This is a genomic window from Mitsuokella apri (assembly GCF_051886055.1).
GTDB lineage: Bacteria > Bacillota > Negativicutes > Selenomonadales > Selenomonadaceae > Mitsuokella.
Window position 1 is genome coordinate 41095 of the sequence record NZ_JBJEXT010000033.1, and the last position, 19165, is coordinate 60259.

14 protein-coding genes are annotated in these 19165 nt (G+C 53.8%); 2 read left to right on the top strand and 12 right to left on the bottom strand.

All coding sequences use genetic code 11. The annotated features are described in order from the left end of the window. Nucleotides 1-108 precede the first annotated feature (108 nt). Both ilvC and ilvN read right to left on the bottom strand, forming a co-directional pair. Nucleotides 109-1125 (bottom strand): ketol-acid reductoisomerase, encoded by a 1017-nt coding sequence (gene ilvC, locus ACI4OH_RS04025; protein ID WP_295634082.1) that lies wholly within the window; start codon nt 1123-1125, stop codon nt 109-111. Continuing rightward, nucleotides 1106-1636: an acetolactate synthase small subunit gene (gene ilvN, locus ACI4OH_RS04030; protein WP_439784221.1), complete on the bottom strand. Its 531-nt coding sequence runs from the start codon at nt 1634-1636 to the stop codon at nt 1106-1108. Before ilvN ends, ilvC begins: the two co-directional genes overlap by 20 nt. Nucleotides 1637-2051: 415 nt before the next feature. Between ilvN and mutY the strand changes: the two genes are divergently transcribed. Then, the gene (mutY, locus tag ACI4OH_RS04035; protein WP_439784222.1) at nt 2052-3149 is read left to right on the top strand and encodes an A/G-specific adenine glycosylase; all 1098 of its coding nucleotides are present in this window, start codon (nt 2052-2054) and stop codon (nt 3147-3149) included. 98 nt (nt 3150-3247) lie between these two features. Here mutY and ACI4OH_RS04040 read toward each other — a convergent pair whose 3' ends face one another. The 9 genes from ACI4OH_RS04040 to ACI4OH_RS04080 all read right to left on the bottom strand — a co-directional run bounded on the left by ACI4OH_RS04040 (nt 3248) and on the right by ACI4OH_RS04080 (nt 17253). After that, entirely contained in the window at nt 3248-4558 is a 1311-nt protein-coding gene (locus ACI4OH_RS04040; RefSeq protein WP_439784223.1) for a DUF445 domain-containing protein, read from the bottom strand. Further along, nucleotides 4555-5793: a DUF445 family protein gene (locus ACI4OH_RS04045; protein ID WP_439784224.1), complete on the bottom strand. Its 1239-nt coding sequence runs from the start codon at nt 5791-5793 to the stop codon at nt 4555-4557. The genes ACI4OH_RS04040 and ACI4OH_RS04045 overlap by 4 nt, the downstream gene beginning before the upstream one ends. Before the next feature lie 10 nt (nt 5794-5803). After that, nucleotides 5804-6679, bottom strand: coding sequence for a UTP--glucose-1-phosphate uridylyltransferase GalU (gene galU / locus ACI4OH_RS04050; RefSeq protein ID WP_439784225.1), 876 nt, complete (start codon nt 6677-6679; stop codon nt 5804-5806). A gap of 158 nt (nt 6680-6837) precedes the next feature. Further along, on the bottom strand, nt 6838-9087 hold the full coding sequence (locus tag ACI4OH_RS04055) for an alpha-galactosidase (protein WP_439784226.1): 2250 nt from the start codon (nt 9085-9087) through the stop codon (nt 6838-6840). Nucleotides 9088-9107: 20 nt separating this feature from the next. Next, nucleotides 9108-12260, bottom strand: coding sequence for a beta-galactosidase, LacZ type (lacZ, locus tag ACI4OH_RS04060; protein WP_439784227.1), 3153 nt, complete (start codon nt 12258-12260; stop codon nt 9108-9110). Between the two features lie 192 nt (nt 12261-12452). Further along, complete coding sequence (locus ACI4OH_RS04065; RefSeq protein ID WP_439784228.1) at nt 12453-13865, bottom strand: glycoside-pentoside-hexuronide (GPH):cation symporter; 1413 nt, start codon at nt 13863-13865, stop codon at nt 12453-12455. A 39-nt stretch (nt 13866-13904) separates the two neighbouring features. Then, on the bottom strand, nt 13905-14510 hold the full coding sequence (locus ACI4OH_RS04070) for a cytidylate kinase-like family protein (RefSeq protein WP_439784229.1): 606 nt from the start codon (nt 14508-14510) through the stop codon (nt 13905-13907). 317 nt (nt 14511-14827) lie between these two features. Next, nucleotides 14828-16786 carry a molecular chaperone HtpG gene (htpG, locus tag ACI4OH_RS04075; protein ID WP_295716142.1) on the bottom strand — a complete coding sequence of 653 codons (1959 nt, stop codon included), beginning with the start codon at nt 16784-16786 and terminating at the stop codon, nt 14828-14830. 176 nt (nt 16787-16962) lie between these two features. Then, entirely contained in the window at nt 16963-17253 is a 291-nt protein-coding gene (locus tag ACI4OH_RS04080) for a diaminopimelate epimerase (RefSeq protein ID WP_302609953.1), read from the bottom strand. 172 nt (nt 17254-17425) lie between these two features. On the opposite strand from ACI4OH_RS04080, the gene ACI4OH_RS04085 reads away from it, so the two are divergent. Next, nucleotides 17426-18298: a helix-turn-helix domain-containing protein gene (locus ACI4OH_RS04085; protein WP_435721284.1), complete on the top strand. Its 873-nt coding sequence runs from the start codon at nt 17426-17428 to the stop codon at nt 18296-18298. Here ACI4OH_RS04085 and ACI4OH_RS04090 read toward each other — a convergent pair. Further along, nucleotides 18259-19104, bottom strand: coding sequence for a P-loop NTPase (locus ACI4OH_RS04090; protein WP_435721283.1), 846 nt, complete (start codon nt 19102-19104; stop codon nt 18259-18261). The genes ACI4OH_RS04085 and ACI4OH_RS04090 overlap by 40 nt on opposite strands. Between the last annotated feature and the right edge of the window lie 61 nt (nt 19105-19165).

Here is a 19165-nt window from a genome sequence, read left to right on the forward strand (position 1 = left end):
ATATTTATATGTATGCTTCTTCAGCATACTCAGTTATTGGAAAAAACTTCCCCGACGTATAATTCGCCGGGGAAGCGTTTATTTCCTGTTCAATTGAACGGTATAAAATCAGTCTTTGGAGAGATCTGCACCGTCTTTGAGCCACGGCATCATAGCGCGCAGTTCCTTGCCGACCTTCTCGATCGGATGCTCTGCATGGAGACGGCGCTCCATGAGGAAGTTTACGCGGCCAGCAGCCTTGTTCTCAAGCAGCCAGTTGCGGGCAAACGTGCCGTCCTGGATCTCTTTGAGGACTTTCTTCATTTCTTTCTTCGTGTCTTCCGTGATGATGCGCGGGCCAACCATGTAATCGCCATACTCAGCCGTATCGGAGCAGGACTGACGCATCTTCGTGAAGCCGCCTTCGTAGCAGAGGTCAATGATGAGCTTCATCTCATGGAAGCACTCGAAGTATGCCATCTCTGGCGGATAACCTGCCTCAACGAGGACTTCGAAGCCCGTCTGCATCAGTTGGCAAACGCCGCCGCAGAGGACAGCCTGCTCGCCGAACAGATCTTCTTCCGTCTCATCACGGAACGTCGTCTCAAGAGCGCCGGAACGCAGAGCGCCGAGGCCCTTCGTGTATGCCAGCGTGATGTCGCGGCATTTGCCCGTAGCATCCTGATAGATAGCAAATACTGCCGGAACGCCGGAACCTTCCGTGAACGTGCGGCGAACGAGATGGCCCGGGCCTTTCGGAGCAACCATGAAGACATCGACATCAGCCGGCGGAACGATCTGCTGGTAATGGATGTTGAAGCCATGTGCAAAGGCGAGAGCACTGCCCGGTTTGAGGTTCGGGGCAATTTCTTTCTTGTAGACATCAGCCTGCTTCTCATCCGGAATCAGGAACATCGTGATATCAGCCTGTTTAACAGCCTCAGCGACCGTGTAAACCTTCAGGCCGTGTTCCTCAGCAACTTTCTTGGATTTGGAGCCTTCATACAGACCAACGATGACGTTTGCACCGCTGTCCTTCAGGTTCAGTGCATGGGCATGGCCCTGGCTGCCATAACCGATGATGGCGATCGTTTTGCCATTCAGTACATCCCAGTTTGCATCCTGCTCATAGTAAGTTTTTGCCATAATACTCTCTCTCCTCACAATGTTCATAGATGGTATGCTCACCGCGTTCCAATGCTATCAGGCCGGTGCGTATGACTTCGGCAATCCCGTAAGGCTTTACGAGTCTGAGGAAAGCCGTGACCTTGTCATCGCTGCCCGTAATCTCGAAGACGAGTGTCGTCGATTCGACGTCAACGACATGAGCCCTGAAAAGCTCTGCCATCTTCAGGATATCGAGGCGGTTGTTGTCATCCGCCTTGACCTTTATTAGTGTCATCCCGCGGCACACAGCATTTTTTGCATCCAGCCGCTGTACGGCACGGACAATCGGCATTTTTTCGAGTTGCTTGATCATCTGCTCGATGAGATTCTCATCCCCGTGCACGACAATCGTGATGCGCGAAAAATCCGGTGTTTCCGTAACGCCCACCGACAAACTGTCGATGTTGAACTCGCGTCTGGAAAACATGCTTACAACGCGGACAAGAACACCAGTCTGGTTTTCGACAAAGACCGATAAAACGTGTTCCATGGTTTTCATCTCCTCCCAGAAGTGTTACAGCACAATCATTATATCATGGATGTCTTGCGCTTTCAATGTGTAACGCTGTAAACATGTATACATTATTACTCTATGTACAGATTTTGTCAACATGTTTTTGTAACTTTTTTTAGATTTTCTCGAAAAAATTGTGTCATTACTCCGTTTACAATAGACATCGAACCGGTTGCCTATTGTTCATATTGGATTCTTGTCCATTGGCACAAGAGTCTGTCGGGATTTCGTCACTCCGCATGATTTGCAAAAGAATTTTTGTCCACTCTTATATACTGTATCCACATATGACATATGCTATAATGGAGATACTGCCAAAAAGCCCCTGCGGAAATATTTGCCGCAGGAGCCAAATTATCGAAAAAATCAATGGAAAGGATCATATATTTATATGAAGAAAACGACCTGCACTTTGCCGCATCCGGAGATTCTCGCGGAAATCACGGAGCCGCTGCTGCGCTGGTATCACGCGCAGGAAACGGAGCGCGCGCTGCCGTGGCGCGAGGAAGTGACGCCGTATCACACGTGGCTTTCGGAAATCATGCTGCAGCAAACACGTGCTTCGGCAGTCATCCCCTACTATCACCGCTTTCTTGAAGCCCTGCCGGACATCAAGGCTCTGGCTGCCTGCGATGACGAACTCCTCATGAAGCTCTGGCAGGGACTTGGCTACTACAGCCGCGCGCGCAATCTCAAAAAAGCAGCCATCGAAATCACGGCGCAGTATGACGGGCAGATGCCTGCAGATTTCCCAAAGCTTCTCGCCCTGCCGGGCATTGGCCGCTATACGGCCAGTGCCATTGGCTCCATCGCCTTCGGTCTGCCGCTGCCCGCGGTCGATGGCAATATCCTGCGCGTCGTGATGCGCGTACTTGCCTGCCGCGAGGATATCGCCAAAGATACGACGAAGCGCGCCGCAGAAGCCGCCCTTGCCCCGCATTATCCCGAAGGGCATGAGGCCGGAGCCCTCAATCAGGCGTTCATGGACCTCGGTGCGACCGTCTGCCTGCCCCATGGCACACCGCACTGCGAGAGCTGCCCGCTCGCCCGGCTCTGCCTTGCCCACGATGCAGGCTGCGAGCAGGAACTTCCCATCAAAATCATCAAGAAAAAACGCCGCGTGGAAAAACTCACCGTCCTCGTGCTGCGTCAGGGAAAAAACATCGCCCTGCACAAACGCCCCGCCCAAGGCCTGCTCGCGGGACTCTGGGAATTCCCGAATGTCAGCGGCCATCTGTCCGCAGAGGAAGTCACCGAAAAACTCAAAGCCCATGGTTTGACACCGATTCGCATCCAGAAACTGCCTGATGCCAAACATATCTTCTCACATGTCGAATGGCAGATGCAGGCCTTCCGGATTTTCCTTGAGGAAACAGCAGATGCATCTGTCGCGGAACACACAGATGAACTCGTCTGGGCCTCGCCGCAGGAACTGGCCGACATTTACAGCATTCCCTCGGCTTTCCAGTATTTTCTCGAACATATTTGAACCTTCATTTATGATATACAGCAAAATATACAGCAAAAAAGACTCTGCCACGCGCTGTGACAGAGTCTTTTTATATCATATTCATAGGTCCATGAGGTTCAGCCATTGAGCTGAAAGAACTGCAGGATACAGAAGAGGACAAAGCCGATGCCGGCACCGACGATGGAACCATTCATGCGGATCCACAGCAGGTCGGGCTCGACTTTATCGTAGACGAGATGATTGAGCTGTTCGTCCGTCAGACGCGACAGCACGCTTTCCACGACGACGCCGACAAGCGTCTGCGCATGAAGTGCCGAACGCGCGATGAGGTCATAGAGGAAGTGACCGACCGTATGGCGGAGTTCATCATCTTCCTGCAGCAGATGCAGGCCGCGGTCGTATTCTTCTTCGATGATGTCAGCCAGACGGCTGCGCAGCACGGGCAGATGCTCTTCGACGGCATCGACCTTGCGGGCCGCATCGGCGTCAAAATGCGCGCGCATATGAGCCGCGGCCCTTGCCACGGCCTCCTCGATGGGCAGTTCTGCCACGAGGCTGTCGCGCAGCTCATGCACGAGCTGGTGAAATTCCGGCTCCGCATTGAGCACCGCCGCTTTTTCGTAGAACAAGGCCAGCATTTCCTGCTGCAGATGCGAATCCCGCGTGCCGAGCTCTTTGAGCATGGACACGAGCTGCTTCTGCATGATTTTGGCGGCATCCTCAAGATTGACAAGGTCCATGGCCTCGGCCAGACCGGTCAGGAACAGGGCCAGTGTACTCTTGGCTTTTTCCTTTTCGTAGCGTTCCAGCATCTCTTCGATGGCCTTGGCCGTCTCCGGCCTTTCCGCCTGTACGCAGAGGTAGGCCGACAGCTTGGCCAGAAAGTCCTTGTCGCGGCCGCTCTGCTGCAGCCAGGTGCCGATGCTGGCAAAAATCTCCTCCGGCTCCATAGTCTGCAGGCGGCGGCGCAGTTCCGCCGCAATCTCCATGGCCTTTTTCTCGCTGTCCTTGCGCAGCAAAAAGCCGCGGGCATAGTGATAGAGCTGATGCGAGACTTTCTCGCGCGTATCCTTTTCACTGAGCCACTGCATGAGCATCGGCATCAAATGCAGGCGTTCGAGATGGCGGAACACTTTGCGCCGTGAAAAGAACTCTTTCTGCACCATCGTTACCGAGGCCTTGATAAAGGATTGACGGCGCCGCGGCAGGATGGCCGTGTGATACGGGAAGCCCAAAGGTTTCCTGAACAGCGCCGTCACAGCGAACCAGTCCGCGATGCCGCCGACGAGAGCTGCCTCCGCGCAGAATAAAAAGCCAGAGACGATGACAGAATCTTTCATATGCAGATGTAGGAAAAGGGCACAGAGGAAAACGATGAAGGCGAGAAAGAGCACGCGGTCCGCCTTATTCCAAGTACTTTTGCTCATATGCCCCACACCCTTTCTGCGGCCCAGACAAGCACATAGAGGCCCATGCCGACGAGAGAGCCGACAATCGAACCGTTGATGCGAATCATCTGCAGGTCGTCCTGAACCTTATCCTCGACAAATTCCACCAGAGCATCATCGCTGAACTCTGCCAGACGCTCACGGATGAGCCCTGGGATAAGTTCATGGTGTTTTTCCAGTTCACTTTCGAGAAAGTCCTTCATGAATTTGTCAAAGCGATGCTGCCATGGCTTCGAAGACACGAAGGTATCGATGCGCTTCTCGATGAAATCGTGGAGATGCGGCAGCCAGAACGGGTTCTCTCCCTTGAGGTTCTCATCGAGCCAGCGGGCCAGCAGGCCTTCGATGTCGGCCTGCGACAGCCATCTTTCCTTCCATTCGGCCAGCACGTGGCGCAGGGATTCATCGCGGCTGAATGAGAGCAGCATGCTCTCAAAGCCCGCCTTGAGCTTTCCGTAGCTTTCCGTCTGCTCGCTCAGGAGGTCCTCCAGCCCTTTTTGTGCCTTTTCGTTGAAAATGCGCAGGATTTCCTTGTCATCCAGGCCGAGGGCCGACAGCACAAACGCGCGTCCGGCCGACTCGCCTTCATATTCTTCGCGCAGCGTCTTGATGTTGTCGAGCAGGACCTGCTGCATGGCCGGTGACATCAGCACCTGTTCGCCGATGCTCAATGTGCTGTGCAGGATGCGCTTCGTATGGCGTTCCTCGCCGAGCATGCGCACAAGCTCCAACAGAATATTCTCCAGAGCCAGCTCCTTGAGGCCCTCGCGCACAGCTGGGGCAAGTTCTTTCGCGATGCTCTCGCTGTCGAGGTCATTGACGATTTTCAGGACGACGGCATCGACGACATCGATGACGCCTTCGCGGCCGCCGCGATGCTCGAGATAGTCGACGAGCAGCCCCGCCGTGTCCTGCTCGCGGATGACACGCATGATGTTTTCCGTACTCAGGAGGTCCTCACTGGCAAATGTCACGATGGCGTCCATGATGCGTCCGCGGTTGCGGCGCAAAACGTCCGTGCGGTACGAAATGCCCAGAGGCTTCCTGAAAAGTGCCGTGACAGCAAACCAGTCGGCCAGACCGCCGATGGTCGCTGCCAAGAAGCCGTGATGAAAGAGACCCATGGCAAAACTGGAGCCGCCCGCAGCAAACGTGCCGAGAAAACCGGCCGCGCTGATGCCGAGCGCCAGATTTGCCTTATTTTTCTTCTGCAACCTTCACACCTCAGATTCCGGCGACGAGATCCTTGAGATATTTCCTGAACGGACCGCCAAGGTCCTTGCGGCGCAGGGCAAATTCCACCGTCGCCTTGAGGAAGCCGAGCTTGTCGCCAAGGTCGTAGCGTTTGCCCTCAAAGTCATAGGCATAGACTGGCTGCTGACGCGCCAATTCCTTCAATGCATCCGTGAGCTGGATCTCGCCGCCCTTGCCGGGTGCCGTATGCTCAAGAATGCCAAAAATTTCCGGACGGATGATGTAGCGGCCGAGCACAGCCATGCGGCTCGGCGCTTCTTCTAACGAAGGCTTCTCAATCATGTCGCGCACGCGCATGAGGCGCGGATTGTCCGTCTTGTCGCCGGCGACAATGCCATACGACGAGACTTTCTCATCGGGCACGACCTGACAGCCGAGTACGGAACCGCCCGTCTGATTGTAGATATCGATGAGCTGCTTCAGTGCCGGTTTTTCCGGACTGTAGACAACATCATCACCTAAGAGTACGGCAAAAGGCTCATCCCCCATGAACGCTTTTGCACAGAGAATCGCGTCGCCAAGGCCGCGCATGTAGCGCTGACGGATATAGTGGATGCGGATATTCGCCGTGTCCTGCACCATCTTCAAGAGGTCGAGCTTGCCCTTTTTCTTGAGTTCTGCCTCAAGCGTCGGCGCCGAATCAAAATGGTCTTCGATGGCGCGCTTGCCATGGCCGCTGACGATGAGGATTTCCTCAATGCCGCTCTGCAGGGCCTCCTCGACGATGTACTGAATGGTCGGTTTGTCGACGATCGGCAGCATTTCCTTTGGTGTAGCCTTCGTCGCAGGCAAAAAGCGCGTGCCGTAGCCCGCTGCCGGAATGACCGCTTTTCTGATTTTTTGCATGATATATTCCCCTAACATCTTGAATTTGGCAGTTCCCCTCTGCCAGAGTCATACTATATTATTATACACGAAGAAACCGTTCTCCTGCTACTAAAAAAAAGGAATGCCCCCACATCGCTGTGTTTTGGCATTCCTTTTCGTTAACATATGGTTAATTTTTATTTTTTATGGAAAATCCACATATAAGCGGCAAAATCCGTGTCGATTTTCGGCACTTCGATGCCGCTGTACATGAGCTCGTCACCGTAGAAGGATTTGCCCTCAAGGCTCAGGGCCTTGCTGCCGGCGCCGTCATGCGACAGGCCTTTTGCCGGCAGATACTTGCTGACTTCATAAAGAGCATCCGGCGCGAGGGCCTGCAGCTTCAACGTATGGAGCTCAGCAGCAGGGGTCGCCAGCGTCTTGAAATAGACGAGTACGATTTCACTGCCGTCTTGGCTGACAAATTCCCATGCCGTCTCATTGCCCTTGCCCGTAAATGGCGTCAGCAGACGGTAGAAACGGCCGAGCTGCATCGTCGGGCGAATCTTTTTGTACAGCTCGACATGGCTGCGGACTTCGGCTTTCTCTTCCTCGCTCATGCGCGTGATGTCCATTTCGTAGCCATAGCAGCCCATCATGGCGGCAAAGGCGCGCGTCTGCATCGGCGTCACGCGGCCGACCTGATGGTTCGGCGTGACGGAAACATGAGCGCCCATCGTGATTGGCGGGAAGACGAGGCTCGTGCCGCTCTGAATCGTGAGGCGGCAGATGGCATCCGTATCATCGCTCGTCCACGTCTGCGGCATGTAGTAGAGCATGCCGGCATCGAAGCGTCCGCCGCCGCCCGAACAGCTCTCAAAAAGAACATCGGGATGCGTCTGTGTAATGCGCTCGAGTACATCGTAAAGACCGAGGACAAAGCGCGTGCGCACCTCGCCCTGACGCTCCGGCGGCAGTTTCGCCGAGAAGGCGTCCGTCAGATGGCGGTTGAAATCCCACTTGACGTAGTCAATCGGCGAAGAGTCGAGAATCCTGCAGACGGAATCTACAATATAATCGCGGACATCTGCGCGCGAGAGGTCGAGCACGAGCTGATGGCGGCCGAACGTATACGGATAGTCCGGAGCCTTCAGGGCCCAGTCGGGATGCGCGCGGTAGAGGTCGGAATCCACGGAAACCATCTCGGGCTCAAACCACAGGCCGAATTTCAAACCGCGCTTATGGGCACTCTCGGCAACGCCCGTGAGCCCTCCTTTGAGCTTCTCCGTGTTGACAGCCCAGTCGCCAAGGGATGTATTGTCATCTTCGCGTTTGCCGAACCAGCCGTCATCGAGCACCATGAGCTCGAGGCCGAGGTCTTTCGCGCATTCTGCGAGATTGTCCATCTTCGCATCATCAAAGTCGAAGTACGTCGCTTCCCAGTTATTGACAAGGATTGGGCGCACAGCATCGCGGAATTTGCCGCGCACGATGTGATGGCGCACGACCTCGTGGAACGACTGGCTCATGCCGTTCAGGCCCTTGTCGCTGTAGACAAGCAGTGCCTCCGGTGTCTGGAAAGATTCCTCAGGCTCTAAGTGCCAGCGGAATTCAAACGGGTTGATGCCGCCGACGACACGCGTCGAGCCGAACTGCTCGACTTCGGTCTTCAGCGAGAATTCACCGCTCCAGATGAGGCTGAAGCCAAGGACTTCGCCGCTTGCTTCACCGGCATTTTTGCGCAGCAGCGCGAGAAACGGCGAGGCCTGATGCGAGCTTGCACCGCGGCGGCTTGCCGTCTCCTCGATGCCGTGCATGAGGGGGACGCGCTCCATCTGGCGCTCGGCGGCATGGCCGCCCCAGAGATTCAGCCGGTCGTAGTCGTGATCCGGCAAATCCAGTGCGAAGCTCGCTGCGTTCAGCAGTTCAAGCGCTTCTTTGCCGCTGTTTTTGATAACGGCGCTGCGTGCAATGACATCGGCATCGGCAAAAATCGTGTAGAGCAGATCGACAGCGAGCCTGCCTTTTGTATCTTCCAAATGAATTGTCAGCGTTTCCGCTTCGTCTTCTGCCGCATAGGAAGCCGGCAGTCCCTGCAGAGCCGGTTTGCCTTTCGCTGTTTCATAGCCCTGATAAAACAATTCGTTTGTTGTCGTGCCGTTGGCAAGGCGCACCTCGTAAGCCGGAATGCGAAAATCCGTATGCCCGTAAGCGGGATATTCCTGCGGCAGAACGTCCAGCGAGAACGTGCGCTCATTTTCATAAGCGGCCGGCTGCGGCGAAAATCCGCGGTCAATTTCCTGAAACGGCCGGCTGTCGCGGAAGGCGCGCAGTTTTCTGCCAAAATAGCGATGCATCAGATAGCGTCCGCGCACGACCTGCAGCACATAGCTGATGCTGCCATTGCTCAGGTGAAAAACGCCTGTCTTTTCATCAAACTGAATCATGTATGTTCCTTTCTATTATATTAGATAGCTTTAATATAGAAGGAGAAATGCTTCGTCTCATTCTTGACCGTGTACTCCGGCAGCACCGGTGCACCCCACGTATTGTCACCGCCGACGCCGCACTGAGCAAGCGAAGCGCGCAGATACGTATGATGGATTTCCGGCAGGTCATAGGCATGGCGGGCATTTTCGAGCTCATGTGCCGAATACGGCAGAGCCGAGGCCTCAAATGGGGCTTCGTCCATCGAAAGGCGCAGGCCGCGGCCGCGCTTGTCGACGGCCTCGATCCAGCGCACACCGCAGTGATTGCCCGTCTCCTGAGGCAGCAGATACGGCTCGACTTCGTCTTTCGTCGTTGTCTCGTAGATGCCGAGTTTTGCACCGCGCTGACGGTCGGCATAATTGTCAAGCGGACCAAAGCCGTAGAAACGGACCTGATCGTAATCAGCAGAGAGCGTGAAGAGCATTGCAAAATCCGGAATTTCCGGCAGGCTTTCCACCTTGTCGTAGTCGAGCTCGACTTTGACGGAGCCATCGCGCGTGACCGTATACGTCATGCTGCAGAGAGAAGCAGGCTGCGTTGCCAGTTCATACGTGAAGCGAAGTTTGACAAAGGAAGCATCGTATTCCCTCTGCCCGAGCTGTCCGAACCAGTCAAACTCCTGCCAATTGCCATCTTCATCCTGCATTTCCTTCTTGATGCAGCGGCGGTAAAGGCTCGCAAGCTTCCACTGGGCAACGGCGAAGTCGCGGCGGCTGCCGTAGTCGTTATCGACTGGTGCACGCCAGAACGAGGGCTTCGGGGCTTCTTCAAGGAGCTCGACGCCGTTGTATTTATAGGAAGTCAGATTGCCAAAGGCACTCGAGAACATGAGTTCAAAGCCCACACCGCGCACGCCGAGGTTGATATCGCCATGGACGATGTGCAGCGGTTTTTCCGGACGCGTCTCAAGCGGCATATTCGGCTTATAATGGAAGGCATGCGTATCATTGCGAAGTTCCGCTGCCTCAACGACTTTCTGCGTCCCTGGCACTTCAACTTCGTCAATCTGCCACGTTCCCTGTCCAAAGGCCACTTCAAAGCCCTGCTTTGCCCAAAGCGTATCCTCTTTCAGGCGCAGCGATGCCGTGACCGTCTCCTCGCCGGCACCCGTCAGCGGCAGAATGTCGAGCTCGATTTCGCCCTCTTTGCCCGGCTCGATATCCGGCGTATAGCGGTGATCCTCCCAGACTTTCTCGCCATCGAGTTCGACCGTCAGATAGAGCTCATACTCCGAGGCATTCGTGAAGAGGCTCTTATTGTGGATGGTCACTTTCTCAGGTTCGACGTCCAGCGTGAAATTCTGATAGTTGAACTTGACTTCCTGCATCTTCGTCGTCAGGCTGCGGTCGGCAAAGACGATGCCGTCGCCGCTGAAATTGCCGTCATTCGGACGGTCGCCAAAGTCGCCGCCGTACGCATAGGCATCCTTGCCGTAGCGGTCTTTATGCCAAATAGCCTGGTCGACGAAATCCCAGATAAAACCGCCCTGATACAGGGGCTCTTCGTCCGTGAGGTCCGTGTATTTGTGCATGCCGCCAATGCTGTTGCCCATGGCGTGCGTGTATTCGCAGCAGATAAACGGCTTATCGCGGTGCTCCGAGAGGAATTTCTTGATATCGGCAACAGGCGGATACATCTGGCTTTCCATGTCGCTCGTACCATTGTAGCGGCGGTCCCAGAAAATATTTTCGTAGTGAACGAGACGCGTCGGATCGGCCTGACGGAAGTATTCGCTCATCACATAGAGGTCCTTGCCGCCGCAGGATTCATTGCCGCAGGACCAGATGAGGATGGCCGTGTGATTCTTGTCGCGCTCAAACATGGATTTTGCGCGGTCAAGGATGATATCCTGCCATTCCTCGTGGTCATTCGGCAGCGTCTCATCGATAATATCGCGTTTGCCATTGCGCATCCACGTACCATGGGTTTCGAGGTTCGTCTCATCGATGACATAGAGGCCATAGCGGTCGCAGAGGTCATAGATAAAGCTCGAATTCGGATAATGCGAGCAGCGCAGCGCGTTGATATTGTGCTGCTTCATGACAATGATATCCTGCTCGATCTCGGCAGGGTCAATGGCGCGGCCACGGTAGCAGTCGAATTCGTGGCGGTTCGTGCCCTTGAAGACAATGCGCTTGCCATTGAGCTTCATCAGGCCGTCTTCCATGCAGAATTTGCGGAAGCCAATGTTCTGCTGAATGACCTCCTGCAGATGCCCCTCTTCATCCTCCACCGTGATAATCGCGCGGTAGAGATTCGGATGTTCTGCACTCCAGAGCTCGATATCATTGATTTCCGCTTCAAAGGAAGAGGTCAGGCCTTCTACTTCCTGCAGTTCCGAAAGGTAGCAGTCCTCATGGAACGTCGCATCGAAAAGCTCAATGCGGACTTTGTGAGCGGCAGGATTGTTCCACTTCATATCGAGGTGCAGTCTGCCATCTTTGTAGTCGCGGATTGGCTCAGCCGTGACGCGCAGATCCTCGATGTGGATGGCCGGCTTCGTATAGAGCAGCACTTCGCGGAAAATGCCCGAGAATCGCCAGAAATCCTGATCTTCGAGCCAGCTGCCCGAGCTGAAGCGGAAAACCTGGAGAGCAAGACGGTTCGTACCCTCTTTGAGGTATGGCGTGAGGTCAAAATCAGACGGCGTAAACGAATCCTCGCTGTAGCCAACGTATTTGCCATTGAGGTAAACAGCCACAGCCGTCTCCACGCCCTGCAGGGAAAGGAATGCATTTTCCCAGCCATCCGGCAGAATGAAATCCTTGACATACGAACCGACTGGATTATCGCGCTTGGGTACCTCGCCCGGATGAACGACTTCATGGCCGTCCCACGGATAAACCTGATTCGTGTACTGCGGCACGCCGTGTCCCTCCATCTGCCAATGCGCCGGCACGCGGATGGTCTCCCAACTGCTCACATCATAATCCGGCTGCTCGAAGCCCTGCGGACGGGCCGCAAGATTGCGCGCATAATGGAAATACCAGAGTCCATTGAGGCTGCGGCGCAGCGACGAAACGCCGTTGGCGAGCTCGAGAGCATCGGCATAGGCGATATGGTCGCTGTGAGCCGGCAGGCGGTTCTCGGCAAAGAACGATGGATCTGCTAAACGATCGACGGTGAACATCAAAATTCCTCCCTATATCCTTATACTGCTTCTATTCTATATTATATTGTATTCGACTCTTCTTGAGGTTTTTCCTCGTAAAGGGCATAAAAAAAGGCCGCTGTATCATTTCAGGTACAACGGCCTCTTACTGGTCAAATGAATGATGGACTCATATTTGGCCGTATATGGGATTTTGTAGATTTTGTATGATTACTTGCTGAGCTGTTCCCATTTCTCTTCAAGCTCGCGGACGATGCGTGCATGTTCTGCTTCAGTCAGCGTAACTTTTGCACGATAGATGAACGTCGAGAGGATCAAGAGGATGATCGGGCCGGCGAACATGACGAGCTGGAAGTGGAACAGGGCATCCGGCGTGATGTCGGCAGCGGAAGCACCGCCCGTCATGCCAACCCAAACGGCAACGAGGCCGATGATGCCGCTCGAAACAGCACCTGCGAATTTATCAACGAGAGGACGTACGCAGAGGCAGACAGCTTCATCGCGGTGACCAATCTTGAGCTGGCCATACTCGACGGAGTCGGTGATCGTCATGAGGACAACGAGGAAGACAAGCGGCTGCGGCAGAGCGAAGAGGCCTGCACCGATAAGAGCCATCGTGACATTCGTGCCGGACAGCGCGTAAATGATGAGCGCTACGAGCATGATGCCAACAGATGCGAAGAAGAGTTTGCGGCGGCTGAATTTCGACGTGAGAGCTGGGAACAGGGCAACAGCGATCAGGCCGATGACCGTGTTGATGACACCGAGGATAGAGAATTTCGTAGCATCGCCGATGACATAGATGAAGTAATAGAGGTTGAAGTTGTTGACGACGTTGATGCCGATACCATAAACGAGGTATGCGATAGCCGTCCACATGAGCTGGTCGTTCTGCGTCAGGACTTTGAATACGTCTTTTGCGGAAGTCTCCGTCTTGTTCTCACGAAGAGCACTGTCCTGCTCATGCGTGCCAAGGCCGAGGATGATAGCACCGAGCGTTGCGATACCGCCGCCGATGCAGGCGAATGCGAACCAGCCAGTCGGATCACCAGCACCGCCGTTCTGGTTCAACGAGAAGTAGAGGACAATCGGCATGACGATGACCGTGACGAGGTTGGCACCGAAAACGGAACCGATACGGGCAATCGTAGCCGTGATATCACGTTCATGGGAATCAAAGGAAAGAGCCGGAATCATGGACCAGATAGCGACATCCTTAGCGCTGTAGAAGATATCCATGATGAAGTAAACGATGGCGAACAGGATGAGGTACAGCGTCGGGTTCGTGACCGTCAGGCCGCCAAAGTCCGTGAACAGCAGTGCCAGCGTGATGGCTGCAACGAAGGCGCCAACGATGACCCATGGTTTAAAACGGCCCCAACGGGTTTTCGTCTTATCGATGAGGTTGCCGATGAACGGATCGACGAACAGCTCCAAGATACGGAGTACGAGGATGATCGTCGTAACGATGCCGATCATGTAAGCATCATGACTCGGGCTGTCCGAATGGAACAGGTTACTCGTGACGAAGATCATGAAATAAGTACCGATCATGGCGTAGAATACGTCATGACCAAACGTGCCGCACGCGTAGCAGATGCGCTGCAGTAATTTGCTATTCATTATGAATGCCTCCCCAAAAAATTTATCCCCTATTCGTTATCAAGCCTTGACGGTGTTGATGTAGGCGATGATGCCATCGGCGATTGCATCGAGCGAAGCGCCCTTGCCCGTGTTGACGACGAGGTCGTAGTTCGCGCCGTCACCCCAAGTCTGGCCCGTGTAATAGTTGTAGTAACGGGCACGCTTTGCGTTCTCCTGATTGAGCTCTTTGAGGCTCTTGCCTTCGTAAACCGTCTTGCCGCGCTGCTCGCGGTATTCGTCGTCAGCGCAGACGAAGATGTCGAAATGGTTGTCGTTGTTGCGAAGAGCATAGTCTGCGCAGCGGCCGAGGAAGATGCACGAACCATCTTCTGCGATTTTGCGGATGACAGCCGACTCGCTCATGAACATGCCCTGACTCGATTCGCCCATGTGCGTACCGAACGAATGGAACGGGATGAAGCTCAGCGAGAGCGGCTTTACCGTGTTCTCCATCTCGAGGAGTTCATCCTCACTGAGGTCATGGATGCCGAGCTTGGCTGCGGCCAGATGGACAAGCTGACGGTCGTAGAGCTTGACATTCAGCTTCTTGGCCAGAATGCCCGCGAGCTCACGGCCACCCGCACCATACTGACGGCTGATCGTGATGACGAGATTCTCTTTCATTTTCGATTTCCCCTTTCAAAGTGTAAACGTTTTCGTTTTATCTGCCTTAAAAGACAACGACGGCAGCTGGAAGAAAATGGTAATGATAAGTTCTCGGTTATGCCTTGTTGTCATTTACTTAGGTAGTAGCAAACGTTTTCTTTTGCTTACATTCTGTATTATACGCTATTGAATAATAAAAAGCAAGACCATTTCTAGGATTTTTTATTTTTTTTATGTTTTCTAAATTGTAGTGACAAATATCATAGAATCGTAAAAAAAACAGAGATATAGAGTAAACGTATTCTCTATATCTCTGTTCATTTATCCAACTTATCTTATTTGGCCATCAGTTTCGCTACTTTATTGGCAAAATCGACCGGATTCTCCGGCAGAATGCCCTCAATCAGCAGAGCCTGCGTGTAGAGAAGGTCGCAGTAATCTTTGAACTCCTGGCTGTCCTTGCCCGCTTCGTGCAGCTCCTTGAGACGGCTGAACAGCTCATGATGCGGGTTGATTTCGAGGATGCGTTTTGCCTTGAACAGCGGATTCTTCATCTGCGAGAACGTCTGCTCCATCGAGAGCGACGGGCCGGCTTCGTCAGCTACAAGGCAGACAGCACTCGATTTGAGGCGTGAGGAAACCTTGACATCCTCTACCTTATCGCCGAGGGCTGCTTTGATGTCCTTCATGAGGTCGCTGTTGTCCTTCTGGATTTCCTCGGTTTCCTTCTTGACTTCCTGGCTCTCGGCATCGTCGAGGCCAAGGTCGCCGCGGCTGATGGAATGGAACGGCTTCTCCTCATACTGATGAATCGTCTCGATGGCGAACTCATCCACAGGGTCGAGGAGATACAGGACCTCAATGCCCTTATCGCGCAGCGTCTCCATCTGCGGCAGGTGCTCGATGGTCTCTTTATCCTTGGCCGTTGCATAGTAAATCTTCTTCTGGCTCTCCGGCATGCGCTCGACATATTCCTTGAGCGTGACGAGCTTGTCTTCCTTCGAGCTCATGAAAAGCAGCAGGTCCTTGAGCTTGTCCACCGTATCCGACGAACCGCTGTAGATGCTGTTATAGACACCGATTTTCAGGGATTTGCCGTACTCATTCCAGAACTTCTCGTACCATTCGCGGTCATTCTTGAGCTTGCGCGCGAGTGTCTTCAGGATGTTCTTCTCAAGGGCGCGGCCAATCAGCTTAAGTTCACGGCTCTGCTGCAGAAGTTCACGCGAGATGTTGAGCGAGAGGTCCGGCGAATCGACAAGGCCCTTCATGAAGCGCAGATAGTCCGGCAGCAAATCCTTGCACTTATCCATGATGAAGACATGGCGGCTATAGAGCTGCAGGCCCGGCTCGTAGTCCGTCTGATAGAGGTTGTACGGGGCATGGGCCGGGATGGCCAAGAGCGCCGTGTACTCGACCGTACCTTCGGCCTTCGTATGGAAGACTTCCATCGGGTCCTCCCACTCATGGAACTGATGCTTGAAGAACTCGTTGTACTCTTCCTTCTTGATGTCCGACTTGTTCTTCGTCCAGAGCGGCTGCATGGAGTTGAGCGTGCGCGTCTCGACTTTCTTGATCTTGTCAGCACCCTCGATTTCCTTGCCGTCCTTGTCCTTCGGCGTTTCCTCAAACTCAAAGTCCATCTTGATTGGGTAGCGGACGTAGTCGCTGTACTTCTTGACGAGGCGTTCAAGCTCATAATTGTCCGTGAAGTCCTGCTCAGCATCCTTGCCATAGAACTCCTTCTTGAGCGTCAGCGTGATGGCCGTACCGCGTTTATCGCGCTCAGCCTCTTCAATCGTGTAAGAGCCATCAGCATTCGACTCCCACTTCCAGGCCTGTTTCTCGCCGGCCTTGCGCGTCACAATCGTGACTTTCTCCGCGACCATGAACGCCGAATAGAAGCCGACACCGAACTGACCGATCATTTCCTTGTCCGTGAGGTCTTTGTTCTCCTCTTTGGCCTTCTTGAGCTGTTCGAGGAAGGCCTTCGTGCCGGATTTAGCGATGGTGCCGATGTTCTCGATGAGTTCATCGCGCGTCATGCCAATGCCGTTATCGGCAATCGTCAGCGTGTGGTTCTCCTTGTCCGGCGTCAGGAAAATCTCAAAGGACTCGTCCCCTTCGAGGATAGCGCGGTTCGTCAGGCTCTCAAAATGAGCCTTGTCGATTGCATCCGAAGCGTTGGAGATGAGCTCGCGCAGGAAAATCTCATGATTCGTATAAATGGAATGAATCATCAAATCGAGAAGCTGCTTTGTCTCCGCTTGGAATTCATGTTTCTCTTTTGCCATGTGAATCTGCCTTTCTTATATGAAATGTATTGTTATCGTTCTGATGTTAGCACTCATCATCTTCGAGTGCTAACGTACAGATAATAATATACACCATAAACAACAAAAAGTCAAAGAATATATAAAAAAAGAACCTGCCCACTGGCAGGTTTTCTCTCTCTGCATCGTCATATGTTTCAGCAGGCGGCAGCAGCTCTGTGCTCCTGTGCATCGGCAAGACGCATCCTGCCGACAAAATGGTTGGTCAGATGGACCTCAAAATCCTCTTTGACCTTTGCCAGCACGGCATAATCCGCGGCCTGCATCTCTTCTTCCTCGCCTTCAGGCGTAAAGGCCTTGAAGGACGGGATTTCCTCGCTGCCCGTGAAGACGAGCACGCGGTCGGCACCAACGCCATAGCGGCGGTGCGTGAGCAGGCGGATTGCTCCTGCGCCCGGCATGAAGCCCGTTGTACCATCCATTACCATATATTCTTTCCCATTTGCTTTATAGATCCGAACGATCATCATACCGGTCACCCTTTCTTCTCTGCTTTCTTACGATGTCTCTATTATAGCAGGCACGTATTTGCAATAAAATCACAAAATATGCTTTATATATTGCAAAAAGTGTTCTATGATAGAGCAAGGAGGGAAAATCATGAAGAATTATCCGAAAAAAGGCTACCTCATCAGCAATTTCCGCGTCTTTCATCTGCGCGACAGGCAGCTGCGCCCCATACCGTTCCATTACCACGATTTCCACAAGGTCATCCTGTTCCTCGGCGGCCATGTCGATTACATCATTGAAGGCAAACTCTACCATCTGCAGCCAAACGACATCATCTTCGTTTCGGCCGGCGAGATTCACCGGCCCGTCTTCCTTGATGACAAAGCCCCTTACGAGCGCATCGTCATTTACGTCGCGCCGGAATTTTTGCAGCGCTGGTGTAAGCAGGCAGACCTCGCCCAATGCTTTCGCACGGCCAAAGCAGAAGGCAGCGTCATGCATCAGCTGCCGAACCGCAGCCATGACCTGCTGTTTCACATGGACAAGCTCGAAAAAACAGCCCATGGCGAAGGTTTCGCCAATGGGCTGTACACAGAGATTCTCTTTATTGAATTTTTGATTCTGCTGAACCGCAGCATCGAAGACCATGAGCTTGAGACGCTCGGCAGTGTTTCTTATGATGAGAAAATCCAGCAGGTCCTCACGTACATCAATGAACACCTGTCAGAAGACCTCTCCATCGAGACACTCGCGGGCAAGGTTTTCCTCAGCCGCTATTATCTCATGAAGAAGTTCAAAGCCGATACAGGCTACAGCCTGCACGCCTACATACGCAGCAAGCGCCTGCTCTATGCCCGCGACCTGCTGCGTACGAAAAAGACCGTCACTGACATCAGCCGTGAAGCAGGTTTTCAGGATTACTCGACATTTTCGCGGGCCTTCCATGGTCTTTTCCACTGTTCACCAAAGGAATGGCGCGCACATCATTTATCCGCGGCAGATTCACGGTCGAGCAGCTTCTGAACAGCATCCTGCATATGCGTATCCTTGACCGACTCAATCTGACCGGCATCGCATTCGGCTGCAAGCTGCGGCTCAATCGGGATGCGGGCGAGCACATCGAGACCGTAGGATTTCGCGATTTCCTCGATATGGCTCTTGCCGAAAATCTCGTGGCGCTTGCCGCAGTCCGGGCATTCAAAGTAGCTCATGTTCTCGACGAGACCGAGAATAGGCACTTTCATGCCCTCAGCCATCTTGACAGCCTTCTCTACAATCATGGAAACGAGTTCCTGCGGGCTTGTGACGATGATGATGCCATCGAGCTTGATGGACTGCATGACCGTCAAAGGCACATCGCCCGTTCCCGGCGGCATGTCGACAAACATGTAGTCGATGTCTTCCCAGATGAAATCGTGCCAGAACTGCTTGACGACGCCGCTGATGATTGGACCGCGCCAGACGACAGGGTCCGTCGAATTCTCGAGCAGCAGATTCATGCTGACAACGTCGATGCCGCCGGCCGTGCGCACCGGATAAGCACCGGCCTGACTGCCGCGCACCTCGCCCTTCGTGCCGAACATCTTCGGGATGGACGGGCCCGTGATATCGGCATCGAGGATGCCCGTATGCTTGCCCTTGCGGCTCATAGCCACGGCCATGAGGCCAGTGACGAGGGATTTACCCACACCGCCTTTGCCGCTGACGACGGCGATGACGTGACGGATGGTGCTGAGTTCATTCGGCGCTTCGTGGAAATCCTTCTTGCGCGTGTCCTGCCCGCAGGTCGTGCCGCAGGAACCACAGTCGTGATTACAAGTTTCTGCCATATTTATATCCTCCAAACTATATGAAGCTATGGTTTTGCATAGTTTTGCCTATAATGCAAAA